At 70.8% G+C, this 13,210-nt stretch carries 14 protein-coding genes; 8 read left to right on the top strand and 6 right to left on the bottom strand.

Annotation, left to right across the window (positions count from 1 at the left end; translation table 11 throughout):
- Positions 1 to 13 precede the first annotated feature (13 nt).
- The 3 genes from AC2AXK_RS02315 to AC2AXK_RS02305 form a co-directional block, all read right to left on the bottom strand.
- Entirely contained in the window at positions 14 to 2,284 is a 2,271-nt protein-coding gene (locus tag AC2AXK_RS02315; protein WP_484343721.1) for a heavy metal translocating P-type ATPase, read from the bottom strand.
- Positions 2,281 to 2,439, bottom strand: coding sequence for a hypothetical protein (locus AC2AXK_RS02310; RefSeq protein WP_484343720.1), 159 nt, complete (start codon positions 2,437 to 2,439; stop codon positions 2,281 to 2,283). Before AC2AXK_RS02310 ends, AC2AXK_RS02315 begins: the two co-directional genes overlap by 4 nt.
- Before the next feature lie 70 nt (positions 2,440 to 2,509).
- The gene (locus AC2AXK_RS02305) at positions 2,510 to 3,181 is read right to left on the bottom strand and encodes a GyrI-like domain-containing protein (protein WP_484343719.1); all 672 of its coding nucleotides are present in this window, start codon (positions 3,179 to 3,181) and stop codon (positions 2,510 to 2,512) included.
- A gap of 67 nt (positions 3,182 to 3,248) precedes the next feature.
- Here AC2AXK_RS02305 and AC2AXK_RS02300 point away from each other — a divergent pair, with 67 nt between their 5' ends.
- From AC2AXK_RS02300 to AC2AXK_RS02280, 5 genes are all read left to right on the top strand, one after another.
- Positions 3,249 to 4,451, top strand: a complete 1,203-nt coding sequence (locus AC2AXK_RS02300) for an MFS transporter (protein WP_484343718.1) — start codon at positions 3,249 to 3,251, stop codon at positions 4,449 to 4,451.
- 28 nt (positions 4,452 to 4,479) lie between these two features.
- Positions 4,480 to 5,244: a 2,3-bisphosphoglycerate-dependent phosphoglycerate mutase gene (locus AC2AXK_RS02295; RefSeq protein WP_484343717.1), complete on the top strand. Its 765-nt coding sequence runs from the start codon at positions 4,480 to 4,482 to the stop codon at positions 5,242 to 5,244.
- Positions 5,245 to 5,294: 50 nt separating this feature from the next.
- Positions 5,295 to 5,543: an RNA polymerase subunit sigma-70 gene (locus AC2AXK_RS02290; RefSeq protein ID WP_484343716.1), complete on the top strand. Its 249-nt coding sequence runs from the start codon at positions 5,295 to 5,297 to the stop codon at positions 5,541 to 5,543.
- A 107-nt stretch (positions 5,544 to 5,650) separates the two neighbouring features.
- A complete protein-coding gene (locus tag AC2AXK_RS02285; RefSeq protein WP_484343715.1) occupies positions 5,651 to 7,168 on the top strand; it encodes an MFS transporter in 1,518 nt (505 codons plus the stop codon).
- 69 nt (positions 7,169 to 7,237) lie between these two features.
- A complete protein-coding gene (locus AC2AXK_RS02280) occupies positions 7,238 to 8,287 on the top strand; it encodes a zinc-binding dehydrogenase (protein ID WP_484343714.1) in 1,050 nt (349 codons plus the stop codon).
- A gap of 76 nt (positions 8,288 to 8,363) precedes the next feature.
- Here the strand turns inward: AC2AXK_RS02280 and AC2AXK_RS02275 are convergent, their stop codons facing one another.
- A complete protein-coding gene (locus tag AC2AXK_RS02275; protein ID WP_484343713.1) occupies positions 8,364 to 8,684 on the bottom strand; it encodes a heavy-metal-associated domain-containing protein in 321 nt (106 codons plus the stop codon).
- 385 nt (positions 8,685 to 9,069) lie between these two features.
- Between AC2AXK_RS02275 and AC2AXK_RS02270 the strand changes: the two genes are divergently transcribed.
- A complete protein-coding gene (locus AC2AXK_RS02270; protein WP_484343712.1) occupies positions 9,070 to 9,495 on the top strand; it encodes a hypothetical protein in 426 nt (141 codons plus the stop codon).
- Positions 9,496 to 9,540: 45 nt separating this feature from the next.
- Positions 9,541 to 10,281 (top strand): class I SAM-dependent methyltransferase, encoded by a 741-nt coding sequence (locus tag AC2AXK_RS02265; protein WP_484343711.1) that lies wholly within the window; start codon positions 9,541 to 9,543, stop codon positions 10,279 to 10,281.
- A gap of 6 nt (positions 10,282 to 10,287) precedes the next feature.
- Here the strand turns inward: AC2AXK_RS02265 and AC2AXK_RS02260 are convergent, their stop codons facing one another.
- Positions 10,288 to 10,596, bottom strand: coding sequence for a MazG nucleotide pyrophosphohydrolase domain-containing protein (locus tag AC2AXK_RS02260; protein ID WP_484343710.1), 309 nt, complete (start codon positions 10,594 to 10,596; stop codon positions 10,288 to 10,290).
- Between the two features lie 129 nt (positions 10,597 to 10,725).
- Between AC2AXK_RS02260 and AC2AXK_RS02255 the strand changes: the two genes are divergently transcribed.
- Complete coding sequence (locus AC2AXK_RS02255) at positions 10,726 to 11,634, top strand: DUF4393 domain-containing protein (RefSeq protein ID WP_484343709.1); 909 nt, start codon at positions 10,726 to 10,728, stop codon at positions 11,632 to 11,634.
- A gap of 232 nt (positions 11,635 to 11,866) precedes the next feature.
- On the opposite strand, the gene hemL is transcribed toward AC2AXK_RS02255, so the two are convergent.
- Positions 11,867 to 13,201 carry a glutamate-1-semialdehyde 2,1-aminomutase gene (gene hemL / locus AC2AXK_RS02250; RefSeq protein WP_484343708.1) on the bottom strand — a complete coding sequence of 445 codons (1,335 nt, stop codon included), beginning with the start codon at positions 13,199 to 13,201 and terminating at the stop codon, positions 11,867 to 11,869.
- Positions 13,202 to 13,210: the final 9 nt, after the last annotated feature.

Raw genomic sequence — 13,210 nt, 5'->3', positions numbered from 1 at the left:
GCAGGTCCTCCGGTCATCGGTCCGTGGTGGTCTGGAAGGCGCGCAACCGCAGGCTGTTGCCGACGACGAAGACGCTGGAGAACGCCATCGCCGCACCGGCGAGCATGGGGTTGAGCATCCCGAGCGCGGCCACCGGGATGGCGGCGACGTTGTACGCGAAGGCCCAGAAGAGGTTGGCCTTGATGGTGCCGAGCGTCCTGCGGGACAGGCGGATCGCGTCGACCGCGGAGCGGAGGTCGCCCCGGACGAGGGTGATGTCGGACGCTTCGATCGCGACGTCGGTCCCGGTCCCCATGGCCAGCCCGAGGTCGGCCTGTGCGAGCGCCGGTGCGTCGTTCACGCCGTCGCCGACCATCGCGACGGTCCGCCCCTGCGCCTGGAGGCGCGTGACGACGTCGACCTTGTCCTGGGGCAGCACCTCGGCGACGACCTCGTCGATGCCGACCTCGGCGGCGATCTGCCGGGCGACCGCCTCGTTGTCGCCGGTGAGCAGGATCGGCGTGAGCCCGAGGGCCTTGAGCCCGGCCACGGCCTCGGCGCTCGTCGGCTTGACGGTGTCGGCGACGACGAGGATGCCGCGCGCCTGCCCGTCCCACGCGACGGCGACGACCGTCCTGCCCTCGCTCTCCGCGCGGGCCTTCGCCGACGCGACGGGCTCGCTGAGCGACAGGGACCACTCGGCGAGCAGGGCCTCGCGTCCGACGAGCACGGCGTGCCCGTCGACGACGCCCTGGACGCCCTTGCCCTCGATGTTCGTGAACCCCTCCGGGGCGAGGAGTGCGCCGGTCTCCCGGGTGGCGGCCGTGGCGATGGCCTGCGCGATGGGGTGCTCGGACGCGTCCTCGAGCGATCCGGCGAGGCGCAGCAGCTCGGTGCGGTCGACGCCGGGCTCGGTGACGACGTCGACGAGGGCCATCTTCCCGGTGGTCACCGTGCCGGTCTTGTCGAGGACGATCGTGTCGACGGTGCGCGTCGACTCGAGGACCTCGAGCCCCTTGATGAGGATGCCCATCTGGGCGCCCCGGCCGGTGCCGACGAGCAGGGCCGTCGGGGTGGCGAGGCCGAGCGCGCAGGGGCAGGCGATGACGAGGACCGCGACGGCCGCCGTGAACGCGGCGGTCACCGGGAAGCCGGCGCCCAGCCAGGCGCCGAGGGTGGCGACCGCGATCGCGATGACGACGGGGACGAACACGCCGGAGATGCGGTCCGCGAGCCGCTGCACCTCGGCCTTGCCGGTCTGTGCGTCCTCGACGAGCCGCGCCATCTGCGCGAGCTGCGTGTCGGAGCCGACCCGGGTGGCGCGCACGACGATCCGGCCGCCGACGTTGACGGTCGCGCCGGTGACGGCGTCGCCCTCGGACACGTCGACGGGGACCGACTCCCCGGTGAGCATCGAGGCGTCGACGGCCGACGAGCCGGAGACGACGACGCCGTCCGTGGCGATCTTCTCGCCCGGGCGCAGGACGAACTCGTCGCCCACCGCGAGGTCCTCGACGGGGATCTTCGTCTCGACGCCACCGCGCAGCACGGAGACGTCCTTGGCGCCCATCTCGAGGAGGGCGCGCAGGGCGGAGCCGGCCCGCCGCTTGGCCCGCTTCTCGAAGTAGCGTCCCGCGAGGATGAACATCGTCACCCCGGCGCCGACCTCGAGGTAGATGTTGGCCGCGCCGTCCGTCGGGGCGATGGTCAGCTCGAACGGGTGGGTCATGCCTGGGGTACCGGCGGTGCCGAAGAAGAGGGCATAGAGCGACCAGAGGAACGCCGCCGAGGTGCCGAGGGAGATGAGGGTGTCCATCGTGGCCGCGCCGTGCGTGAGGTTCGTCCACGCCGCCTTGTGGAAGGGCCAGGCCGCCCAGACGATGACGGGTGCGGCGAGCGCGAGGGACGCCCACTGCCAGTACGTGAACTGCAGCGCCGGGATCATCGACATGGCGATGACGGGGATCGAGAGCACGGTCGCACCGATGAGGCGCTGGCGCAGCGAGGTGAGCTCGGGGTCGGACGAGTCCTCGTCGGAGATGGCCTCCGCGGCGTCGCGGCGCACCTTCGGCGTGGGGAGCACGGCCGTGTACCCGGTCTTCTCGACCTCGGCGACGAGCAGTGCGGGGTCGTAGTCCTCCGGGACGGTGACGCGAGCCTTCTCCGTCGCGTAGTTCACCGTCGCGGTGACGCCGTCGAGCTTGTTGAGCTTCTTCTCGATCCGGTTGGCGCAGGAGGCGCAGGTCATCCCGCCGACCTCGAGCTCGATGCTCCTCAGGCCGGGCGGTGTGGCTGTGGTGCTCATTCGTCGCCCATCTCGTGCTCGGACGGCGTGTCGCTCTCGTGCATCCACTCCGTGACGACGCTGTCGGGGACGAGCGCGTCGGCGGCCCCGTAGGCGGCACCGAACGTCACGAGCAGGGCGGCGCCGTACGCCGCGAGTCGCGTGCCGGTCGTCATCACGGCTGGATCTCCGGGTTCATGGTGCTGTCTCCTCCTGCTCGGATACCCCCATGGGGTACTGCTGGATCTAACGCGGTGCCCCGTCGGAGTATTCCGCGAGGTCTGCGTCCGGGTCTGGGTCCCGGTCCGGGTCTGGTGCGACGGGCTGCCGGAGGATCGTCCTGAGCTTCTCCGGCGCGGTGCGGCGGGGGTCGTTGAGGTAGATCTCGTGATGCTTGCCGGTCATCCGCAGGGACCGGGCGGGGATGAACTCGGTGTGCATCGCGTCGAGCACCGGCCCCTCGTCGTCGTAGGGGCCGACGTGGAGCGTCTGGACGCTCAGTCCCTCGTCGAGCACGTCGAGGCGGGTGTCGATCGCGGGGGCGTCGCCCTTGCGGGCGACCACCTCGCGCGCAGCACCCAGGTGCTCCGGCGTGATCCAGTCCGGCACCGCCGTCATGACGGTCCAGTCCCAGCGGGCCTTGTCCCGCGTGCTGGTGAAGACGTCCATGTCCTGCGCCCACCACAGCGCCTCGAGCGGCATCACCGTGTAGTCGCGGCCGAGCTCGCGCTTGCTGAAGAACTTCAGCGTGTACGCCACCGGGTAGAGCGTCGCGAGCGCGTCCCGGTAGGCGTCGGACGTGTTCGGGTCGCCATGGCCGTCGACCATGAGGAGCTGCACGGGCGGCACGGTGACGACCTCGAAGCGACCCCGCGGCGCGCTGTAGGTCCCGATGAGCTTCTTGAGGTCGGTCGTCATGGCGCGTCGGCTCCTGTCGCTGCGGCTGGGTACGGTTGTCGATCCACCACGAGATCCGAGGAGCGCAGTGACCCCCGAGCTGTTCCGTCGACGAGCAGCATTGTTCGTCCTGTTCATCATCCCCGGCCTGGCGATCGCATCGTGGGTGACCCGCACGCCGGCGATCCGCGACCTGCTCGATGCCTCGACCGCGCAGATGGGCGTCGTGCTCTTCGGTCTCTCCGTCGGGTCGATGATCGGCATCCTGTCCTCAGGTGCTCTCGTCACTCGCGTCGGCACGAGGCCCGTGATCATCGCGGGGACCGTCTCGGTGATCCTCAGCATGCCCACCATCGGGTTCGGAGCCGCTGCCGGGCAGTCCCTCGTCACCACCCTCGGGCTGGCGCTGTTCGGCCTCGGGATGGGCGGCGCCGAGATCGCGCTCAACGTCGAGGGGGCAGAGATTGAGCGGCAGATCTCCCGGCCGGTCCTCCCCGCGCTGCACGGGTGCTTCAGCCTCGGGACCGTCGTCGGAGCCACGGCCGGGATCGTCTTCACGGCCACCGACTTCTCGGTCGTGTGGCACCTCGTCATCGTCGCCGTCCTCGCCGCGGTCGCCCTGCCCCTCGCGGTGCGGCACGTCCCGGCCGGGGTGGGCATCGCCCCGAAGGTCGCCCGGGATGCCGCGGCCGCGCCGCGGGCCGCGCTGTGGAAGGACTCGCGGCTGGCATGCATCGGCGTCGTCGTGCTCGCGATGGCGCTCGCGGAGGGCACCGCCAACGACTGGCTGCCGCTCGTCATGGTCGACGGGCACGGTTTCGACGAGGCGCTCGGCTCGGCGGTGTTCGCGGTGTTCGCCGCGGCGATGACGGTCGGCCGGTTCGCAGGCGGGTGGTTCATCGAGCGGTTCGGGCGGGCCGCCGTCGTGCGCGCCAGCGCGCTCTCCGCAGCCGTGGGCCTCGCGCTCGTCATCTTCGTCGACAACCAGGTCGTCGCGGGGGCCGCCGTCATCCTCTGGGGCCTGGGTGCCTCGTTGGGCTTCCCGGTCGCGCTCTCCGCCGCGGGCGACTCGGGCGAGAACCCCGCAGCGCGCGTGTCGCTCGTGGCGACCGTCGGCTACGTCGCGTTCCTCGTCGGGCCGCCGCTGCTCGGCTTCCTCGGGGAGGAGTTCTCCCTGCGCACCGCATTCCTCGCACCGCTCGCACTCGTGATCGTCGCGGCGTTCTTCGCGTCGTCCGTCGGGCCGCGGCGAGCTTCCGAGAAGGCGGCGCCCGCGCGCGTGCCTGCGTAGGCTGCTGCACCTGACGAAGGAGGCCCGCATGGCAGTGTTCCCGCCGACCGCGGCGCTCGTCCTGCTCCGTCACGGCGAGAGCACCGCCAACGCCGCCGGCCTGTTCACGGGCGTGCTCGACGTCCCGCTGTCCGACGAGGGCCGCCGCGAGGCGGGCGCCGCCGCCGCTCTGCTGCACGACGCCGGCCTCACTCCCGACGCCGTCGTCACGTCCGAGTTCCGCCGCGCCGTCGCGACCGCTGACCTCCTCGAGTCCGCCGGCGTCCTGCACGGTGCCCCGCGGCTGCGGGACTGGCGGCTCGACGAGCGCAGCTACGGCGCCCTCACCGGCCGCACCAAGGAGGACGTGCGCGCCGAGTTCGGCGAGGAGCAGTTCCGCACCTGGCGCCGTTCCGTCGACGTCGCGCCACCGCCGATGGACGACGCGCAGCACGCCGCGCTCGCCGCGACCGAGCTGTTCGCCTCGCTGCCCAGCGAGGCGTTGCCCCGCACCGAGTCCCTGCTCGACGTCGTCGCGCGCGTCCGCGCATTCCACGACGAGGTGGTCGTCCCGCGCCTCGCAGCGGGGGAGCGGGTGCTCGTCGTCGCGCACGGGAACTCGCTGCGCGCGTACTGCATGGTCCTCGACGAGCTGGACGACGACGAGGTCCGCCGTCTCAACATCCCTACCGCGCACCCGCTCGTCTACACGTTCGACGCCGACGGCCGCCCGTCCCCGCGCGGGGGCCGCTACCTCGACCCCGACGCCGCGCTCGAGGCCGCGGAGATCGTCGCGAGCCAGGGCGGGACGTAGCGAGTCAACACATGTTGACGCGATGCACCTCGTCAACATATGTTGACGACATGGTCGTGACAGCGCAGGACACCGCAGACGCCCCGGAACCCCAGACGGGTGCCGACGCCCTGCTCGCGCTGCGGCACCTCACGGACGAGCGGCGCACGCTCGAGGAGCGCGAGTACTACCTCGTCATGCAGGCCCGGACGTTCGGCGTGAGCTGGGAGGGCATCGCGGCCGCCCTCGGGGTCTCCCGCCAGGCTGTGCACCGCCGGTTCCGCGGTCGCGCGGCCGGCGATGGTGCGAGAACCCGCTGATGGACGCGCGGCGCAGCTGATCAGTCGCGTCTGATCGCCTCCGCCACGCGCCACCGGGTGTGATCCGGCCCTCGGTCCTACACTTCTCGGGACCTGAAAGGACCGTGATGTCGGAACCGACCACCTCCGCCCCGCCCACCGGACGAGGTGACACCGTCGTTCCCCGGCGGTCCTGGCTCGCGCTCGTCGTCCTGCTCATCGGCATGTTCATGGCGTTGCTCGACACGACGATCGTCAACGTCGCACTGCCCACCATCCGCACGAGCCTCGACGCGTCCGAGGCCACGCTGTCGTGGATCATCTCCGGCTACGCGCTCGCGTACGGGCTCACGCTCGTGCCCGCCGGGCGCATCGGCGACCGGGTGGGGCACAAGTGGGTCTTCTTCGCGGGACTCGCCCTCTTCACCGTCGCGAGCCTGTTCTGCGGGCTCGCGCAGGACGACGGCCAGCTCATCGTCGCGCGCGTCGTCCAGGGCCTCGCCGGGGGGATGTTCACGCCGGCGGTCACCGCGATGATCCAGCTCCTCTTCCCGCCCATGACCCGGGGCAAGGCGTTCGCGGTCATGGGATCCGTCATCGGTGTCTCCGCGGCACTCGGGCCCATCCTTGGTGGGCTCATCATCGAGGCGGCGGGTGATGAGAGCGGGTGGCGGCTCGTGTTCTGGGTCAACGTGCCCGTCGGCGTCCTCGCCCTCGTCGCTGCGGCGGTCATGCTGCCCGGCGGGGCGGAGCAGCCGGGGAAGGCGAAGAACGACTGGTTCGGTCTCCTCCTGCTGTCCGCCGGGCTCGTCGCGATCCTCGTCCCGCTCATCGAGGGCCAGGACCAGGGATGGCCGCTGTGGACGTATGCCTCCCTCGCCGCCGGCGCGCTGCTCATCGTCGTCTTCGCCCGCTGGGAGCTCGCCGTCGCGCGCCGCGGGCGGACCGCGATGGTCCCGCCGCGCCTGTTCACGCACCCCGCCTTCACCGGCGGCGTCATCCTCGCCCTCGTGTACTTCGCGGCGTTCACGAGCATCTTCTTCACCATCTCCATCCTCTGGCAGACGGGCCTCGGCCACGGACCCCTCGAGTCCGGTCTCGTCTCCACGCCGTTCGCGATCGGCAGCATCGTCGGGGCGTCCCAGAGCAACACCCTCGCCCGGCGCCTGGGCCGGACCGTGCTCGTCGTCGGCGCGAGCCTCGTGTCGGTCGGGCTCATCTGGGTGTGGCTCGTGCTCCTGCTCACCGACGCCAGTGCGCTCAACCACTGGCAGCTCCTCGCGCCGCTCCTCATCGCCGGCATCGGCAGTGGCCTGTTCATCGCACCCAACGCGCAGTTCATCGTCGCGACCGTCGAGCGCGAGGAAGCCGGAGCCGCGAGCGGTGTCATCGGCGTCATGCAGCGCATCGGCAGCGCCGTCGGGATCGCCGTCATCGGCAGCGTGCTGTTCGGCACCCTCCACCCCCGCGGCGGGACCCCGGAGGCGCTGGCCGACGCCTTCACGTCCAGCGCGGCATGGGCCATGGGCCTCAGCGCGGTGTTCAGCGTCATCGCCGTCGCGCTCGTGTTCGTGCTGCCCAAGAAGGTCGAGGGCGGTCCGCCGCGGCCCGTCGCGAACGCCAGCGCACCGGTCGACGAGCGGTAACGGGCAAAACGGACCTACCGTGGAGGAGGGCCGATCGACCGTACCGGCCCGGACCGAGGTGATCGTGTCATGCGAGCAACGTTCATGTACGGCGCCGGAGACGTCCGCGTCGAGACCGTGCCCGACCCCGTCCTGCGCCACCCGACCGACGCGATCGTCCGGACGCTCCTGACGTGCGTGTGCGGCTCCGACCTCCACCCCTACCGGTCGATGCCCGCGTCCGCGCAGGGCACCCCGATGGGTCACGAGCTCCTCGGTGTCGTCGAGGAGGTCGGTAGCGACGTCCTGACCGTCCGGCCCGGGGACGTCGTCGTCGCGCCGTTCGCGTACTCGGACAACACGTGCGTCTTCTGCCAGGAGGGGCTCCAGACGTCCTGTGTGAACGGGGGCTTCTACGGGTCCGTCGAGTCAGGGGGGCTGCAGGCCGAGTACTCACGGATCCCGCTCGCGGACGGGAGCCTTGTCTCCGTCCCCGACCTCGACCCGGTCGATGCCGACCGCGACCTGCTGCTGTCCCTGCTCACCCTCTCGGACGTCTACCTCACCGGCTACCACGCCGCCCGCATGGGGCAGGTGGGGCCGGCGCGGATCGTCACGGTGATCGGCGACGGCGCCGTCGGGCTCTCCGCCGTGCTCGCCGCCAGCCGCATGGGAGCCGAGCGGATCATCCTCATGGGCCGTCACCACGCCCGGACCGCCCTCGGGCGGGAGTTCGGTGCCAGTGCCGTCGTGCCCGAGCGAGGCGCCGAGGGTGTGGCCCGGGTGCTGGAGCTCACCGGAGGTCAGGGGCCGCACATCGTGCTCGAGGCGGTCGGCCTCAGGCCCGCGTACGAGCAGGCGTTCGGCATCGTGCGACCCGGCGGGATCATCTCCCGCGTCGGGGTGCCCCAGTACGAGGAGGCGCCGATCGGCTTCGGTTCGCTCTTCGGCAAGAACGCACGTCTGGCGGGCGGCCCCGCACCCGTGCGGGCGTACCAGAGGAAGGCGATCGGCGAGGTGCTCGACGGTCAGTTCAACCCCGGCCGCGTGTTCGACACCGAGTTCCCCCTCGACGAAGCCGCGGACGCCTACAGCCTCATGGCTTCACGTGAGGCGCTCAAGGTCGCGCTGCGGCCGTGACGCGCCGCGCATGCCCGGCGGCGCGGGACGGGTGAGCGGCGGACCGCTCACCCGTCCCGCGCGGGGGTAGTGCTGCTCAGGTGAGCGGGGTGCTGCCCTGCTCGCCGTGGGAGTAGAACTCCTCCTGCTGCTCGTGCTGCTCCTTGGCCTGTGCGGCGAGGCCGTTCGTCTGGACGTCGACGGACGTCGTCTCGTAGCCGGCCTCGGTGATCGCGGCGCGCAGGGCGGCCTCATCGAGGGGCTCGTGGGACAGGACCGTGACCTCGGAGGTCTCGTCCTTGCGCAGCTCGACGCTGACGCGCTCGACGCCGTCCACGGTCTCCAGCTCGTTGGTGACGGCGGCGACGCAGTGGCTGCAGGTCATCCCGCTGACCCCGAGGGTGGTGATGACAGGCATGGTGGGCTCCTCATGTGCTCTGGACGTCCGGTGGGACGTGCTGCTGCAGCAGCTGCTGCTCAGCAGGATCTAACTTCTCACACCACGCGCCCTCCCGTCGGCTGCCCCGGGGACCTGCCCGCTTGACGGGCGGAGCGCTGCGGGGCGAACCCGCGCGCGCCCTGTCCAGAGGTTGGCGAGAGGCGCTACCCTCAGCGGAGCGATACGTGGCCAAACCGGTACACATTGCATCCCGCGGGCCCTTCCCGGCCGCAGACGAAGGGCGTCCCCCGTGCGAGCACAACCGGTCCTCCTGTCCGTCGTCACGGCGACGCTCGTCGTCCTGACAGCCTGCTCGCCGTCCCCAGGGACATCGGAACCGGAAACGGTGCGGGCGGTCGATCCCGTGGAGTCCCCCGGACCCGACGAGGGAACGGACGCACCCACCGCAACCGAGGGAGTGCCCGACGGCGCCAGCGCCCCTGGGTGGGGACTCGAGGTGGGCGAGTGCCTGAACAACGACGACCTCCTCAACGACGTCATCCCCACCGTTCCCTGCTCCGGGCCGCACGACGAGGAGGTGTTCGCGCGAACCGTCGTCGCGGAGGACGCGTTCTCGGGCGAGGACGAGCAGTCAGTCGTGTCGCAGGCGTTCTGTGCGGGCGAGTTCCCCGGCTTCATCGGGATCCCGGCCGAGGAGTCGTCGCTGTTCTTCAACCCCATGTCGGCGCCGTACCCGCAGGCGGACGGGTCGGCAGGGTGGGAGATCATCTGCCTCGTCCGGTCCGGTAACGAGCAGGTCGTGGGGACGCTCGCAGGTTCGGCGCGCTGACCCGTTCTGCGACGGCATCGGTGGCCCGTCTGGCACGATGGCGCGATGCCATCGCCCGATGACCACGCGCGGCACGCCGCCTCCTTCGGTGCGGCAGCGGAGGAGTACGAGCGCAGCCGCCCGTCCTACCCCGACGCCGCGCTCGACTGGCTCCTGCCGGACGGCGCCACGACTGCACTGGACCTGGGCGCAGGCACCGGGAAGCTCACCCGACAGCTCGTGCGACGCGGCCTGTCGGTCGTCGCCGTCGAACCCTCTGCCGGGATGCGACGCGAGCTCGCACGCATGGTGCCCGACGCGCGAGCGCTCGAGGGGAGCGCGGAGCAGATCCCGCTGCCCGACGGGAGTGTGGACGTCGTCCTCGTCGCGCAGGCGTGGCACTGGTTCGACCCCGCCCGTGCTGTCCCTGAGGTCGCGCGGGTCCTTGCTCCGGGCGGGCGGCTCTGCCTGCTGTGGAACGTGCACGACGAGCGCGAGGACTGGGTGCGCCTGCTCGGCAGCCTCATGAGCCGCGGCGTCGGGCAGCCCCGGAACGTCGACGACCCGGGGGTGGGCTCCCCCTTCGGTCCCGGCGAGCAGCTGGAGGTGCCGTGGACGCACCGGCTCAGCAAGCCTGCGGTGCTCGACCTCGTGGCCTCCCGCAGCTATGTCATCACCCTGTCGCCGCAGGACCGCGCGGCCGTGCTGGCCGAGGTTCAAGAGCTCCTCGACACGCATCCCGCGTTGCGGGACTCTGAGCCGGTCGACGTCCCGTACGTGACGGCGTGCAGCCGCTTCGACCTGTAACTGCGCTCAGGAGGGCTTCCAGACGAGCCACTTCTCACGAATCTCCTCCACCAGATCGACATCGTGCCGGTTCGCGAGCAGCAGGACCTGCGCGAGCACGTCGGCCAGCTCTGCTCGAAAGTCGGCTGAGCGTTCATCGGCGGAGCGGCCCTTGTCACGACTCTGACCGGCCAGAGCGAGGTACGCCTGAGTCAGCTCGCCGACCTCCTCGTGGAGCTTGAGCATGAACCAGTCGTCGGTCCGGTCGATGGTGTGCCGCTCGGCGTAGTGCTGCGACACGGATTCGACGTCGTGCGTCAGGGATTCGATGTCCATGCGCAAAGTGTGGCCTGCGTCCCAGGCCGGCCTCCACGTCCTCGCCTCAGGTGCGACGCAGGCCGGGAAGCCGACAAGACCCAAACCAACCCCCTGGACATCAGACCGGCCGGCAGCGATTATCGGGGCATGACTGGGGAGATTGTGGCAGGGGGCGTAGCGGGCAAGGCGCTATCAGCGGCAGGAAAAGTGCTCCGTGTAGACGACTCCGATAAGAAGCAACTACAGGAGTTAGCCAAAGAGTCGCCAGCTATGCGGGCGGGTGCCGAGGCCTATGCGCGGCGTGTTGCACTAAAGCAAACCCTCCTGCTCCAACTTTTCAGGCCTCTGAAACGATGGGCCGGTCTCGCGGACGATTACTTCGAGAGCACATTTCCGAGCGAGATGGCTGCGAAACTTGCCGAAACACCCGATGAGAACCTAGTGACACCGCCGCCCTCCATCGCAGTGCCGGCGATGCAGGGCCTCGCGTACAGCGTGGAAGAGCCTGACTTGAAAGAGATGTACCTCAACCTGCTCGCGACGGCTACCGACAGCCGCAGGAACGCGGGAGCTCACCCGGCCTTCGCGGAGATTGTCAAACAGCTAGCCCCGCGAGAGGCTCTCCTCCTGGCACAAGTTCTGTCGAACTCATCGTCCAACTCGCCAATCGTGTGTGTGCGGCGAGAGTCCCCGGAGTATGGGTATGTGGATGTCGTCCGGCACCTGCTGCCGTGGCGCGACGACGCTGGCAACCCTGTAGAGGAGTGGATGGGGCCCGTCTACGTCGATAATTGGGTGCGGCTCGGCTTGTTTACCGTCTCGTACGACCTCAACCTGAAGGACGAGAGGGCCTATGTGTGGGCCGACACGCGGCCGGAGTACGCGCTCTATAGAGACGCTTTTGCGGGGGACGGTCTGTTCAGCGTGACGCTCCAGCGCGGCGCAATGGTTTTAACTGAGTTCGGCAAGCGCTTCTGCGCAGCGACGGCCCCTCCTCGGCGCTCGTATGCTCCTGCTCCAGTTGAAGAGCCGCCGGGCGGGGAGGGCGCGGCGTGAGCCGCGCACTTGACTTGATATAGCAACGCAACTCGGGGAGCCTCAGCCGCACAGACCGTGATGACCGTGCCGCCCTGTGGCAAGGAGACGCAGCACCCGCAAGCCGCCCAGTGGCCGAGGGCGAACGGTCCCGCGGCAGCCCGCCCGATTTGGCCACCGAGGGACTGACAGCGGTGTAGTTCTTGGGATATAAAACCGGTGTCGGCGCCCAAAGACTGAACCCCTGAAAGGCTCAGAGCATGGGCTGCGCCGCTGCCGCCGCCCGTGCCGCCCCGGGCAGCGCCGCGAGGATCCGGTCGACCGCGGCGTCGTCGTGCGCTGCGGAGACGAACCAGGCCTCGTAGACCGACGGCGGCAGGGAGATCCCGGCGTCGAGCATGGCGTGGAAGAACGGGGGGTAGCGGAAGGTGTCGGACGCCTGGACCTCGGCGTACGAGCGGGTTCCGGTTCCTGCGGCGGCCTCGCCGAACATGACGGAGAAGAGGTTGCCGGAGTACTGGACGCGGTGCGCGACGCCCTCTGCGTCGAGTGCCGCGGACGCTGCGGAGCCGACGATGCGCGAGACGTCGTTCACCCGTGAGTACACGGCGGCGTCTGCGGCGCGCAGGGTGGCGAGCCCGGCGGCGACGGCGACGGGGTTCCCGGACAGCGTCCCGGCCTGGTAGACGGGGCCGAGCGGTGCGAGCTGGTCCATGAGCGCCGCGGCCCCGGCCACTGCGGCGACGGGCATGCCGCCGCCGATGACCTTGCCGAACGTGAAGAGGTCGGGCGTGAACGACGCCCCGAGCACGGACGTCTCGTAGCCCCACCAGCCGCTCTCGCTGACCCGGAACCCGGTGAGCACCTCGTCGAGGATGAGCAGGGCACCGTGCTCGCTCGTGATGCGCCGCAGGCCCTCGTTGAAGCCGGGCATCGGCGGGACGACGCCCATGTTCGCGGGTGCGGCCTCGGTGATGACAGCGGCGATCTCCGGCCCGCGGGCCGCGAACGCGGTCTCCACGGCCTCGAGGTCGTTGTACGGCAGGACAAGGGTCTCGGCGGCGGTCGCCTCCGTGACACCGGCCGAGCCGGGGAGTGCCTGCGTCGCGACGCCGGACCCCGCCTCGGCCAGCAGCGAGTCGACGTGCCCGTGGTAGCAGCCGGCGAACTTGATGATGAGCGGGCGACCGGTGACGCCGCGCGCCAGGCGCACCGCGGTCATGGTCGCCTCGGTGCCCGTCGAGACGAGCCGCACGCGCTCCGCAGCGGGGATCCGGCGCCGGACCTCCTCCGCGAGCTCCACCTCACCGAGGGTCGGCGCACCGAACGACAGGCCACGTGCCGCGGCCTCCTGCACCGCGGCCACGACAGCCGGGTGAGCGTGCCCGAGCAGCGCCGGACCCCAGGAGCACACGAGGTCGACGTACTCGTTGCCCGCGACATCGGTGATGTACGGGCCGGACGCCGACGCGATGAAGCGCGGGTCGCCACCCACCGAGCGGTATGCGCGCACGGGAGAGTTCACGCCGCCGGGCAGGACCCCCTGGGCGCGCTCGAAGGCGGAGTGGTTCGCTGCGTCGTCGTGCATGGTGGTCCG

This window comes from Sanguibacter sp. Z6_81 (assembly GCF_057180625.1).
The sequence above is the reverse complement of the archived record's forward strand: the minus strand, read 5'-3'. Positions and strand labels throughout refer to the sequence as shown.

Bases quoted from the DNA above. Each gene is read 5' to 3' on its own strand.
- AC2AXK_RS02315 (WP_484343721.1), bottom strand. From the start codon at position 2,284: ATGAGCACCACAGCCACACCGCCCGGCCTGAGGAGCATCGAGCTCGAG.
- AC2AXK_RS02310 (WP_484343720.1), bottom strand. From the start codon at position 2,439: ATGACGACCGGCACGCGACTCGCGGCGTACGGCGCCGCCCTGCTCGTG.
- AC2AXK_RS02305 (WP_484343719.1), bottom strand. From the start codon at position 3,181: ATGACGACCGACCTCAAGAAGCTCATCGGGACCTACAGCGCGCCGCGG.
- AC2AXK_RS02295 (WP_484343717.1), top strand. From the start codon at position 4,480: ATGGCAGTGTTCCCGCCGACCGCGGCGCTCGTCCTGCTCCGTCACGGC.
- AC2AXK_RS02290 (WP_484343716.1), top strand. From the start codon at position 5,295: ATGGTCGTGACAGCGCAGGACACCGCAGACGCCCCGGAACCCCAGACG.
- AC2AXK_RS02285 (WP_484343715.1), top strand. From the start codon at position 5,651: ATGTCGGAACCGACCACCTCCGCCCCGCCCACCGGACGAGGTGACACC.
- AC2AXK_RS02280 (WP_484343714.1), top strand. From the start codon at position 7,238: ATGCGAGCAACGTTCATGTACGGCGCCGGAGACGTCCGCGTCGAGACC.
- AC2AXK_RS02275 (WP_484343713.1), bottom strand. From the start codon at position 8,684: ATGCCTGTCATCACCACCCTCGGGGTCAGCGGGATGACCTGCAGCCAC.
- AC2AXK_RS02265 (WP_484343711.1), top strand. From the start codon at position 9,541: ATGCCATCGCCCGATGACCACGCGCGGCACGCCGCCTCCTTCGGTGCG.
- AC2AXK_RS02260 (WP_484343710.1), bottom strand. From the start codon at position 10,596: ATGGACATCGAATCCCTGACGCACGACGTCGAATCCGTGTCGCAGCAC.
- AC2AXK_RS02255 (WP_484343709.1), top strand. From the start codon at position 10,726: ATGACTGGGGAGATTGTGGCAGGGGGCGTAGCGGGCAAGGCGCTATCA.
- hemL (WP_484343708.1), bottom strand. From the start codon at position 13,201: ATGCACGACGACGCAGCGAACCACTCCGCCTTCGAGCGCGCCCAGGGG.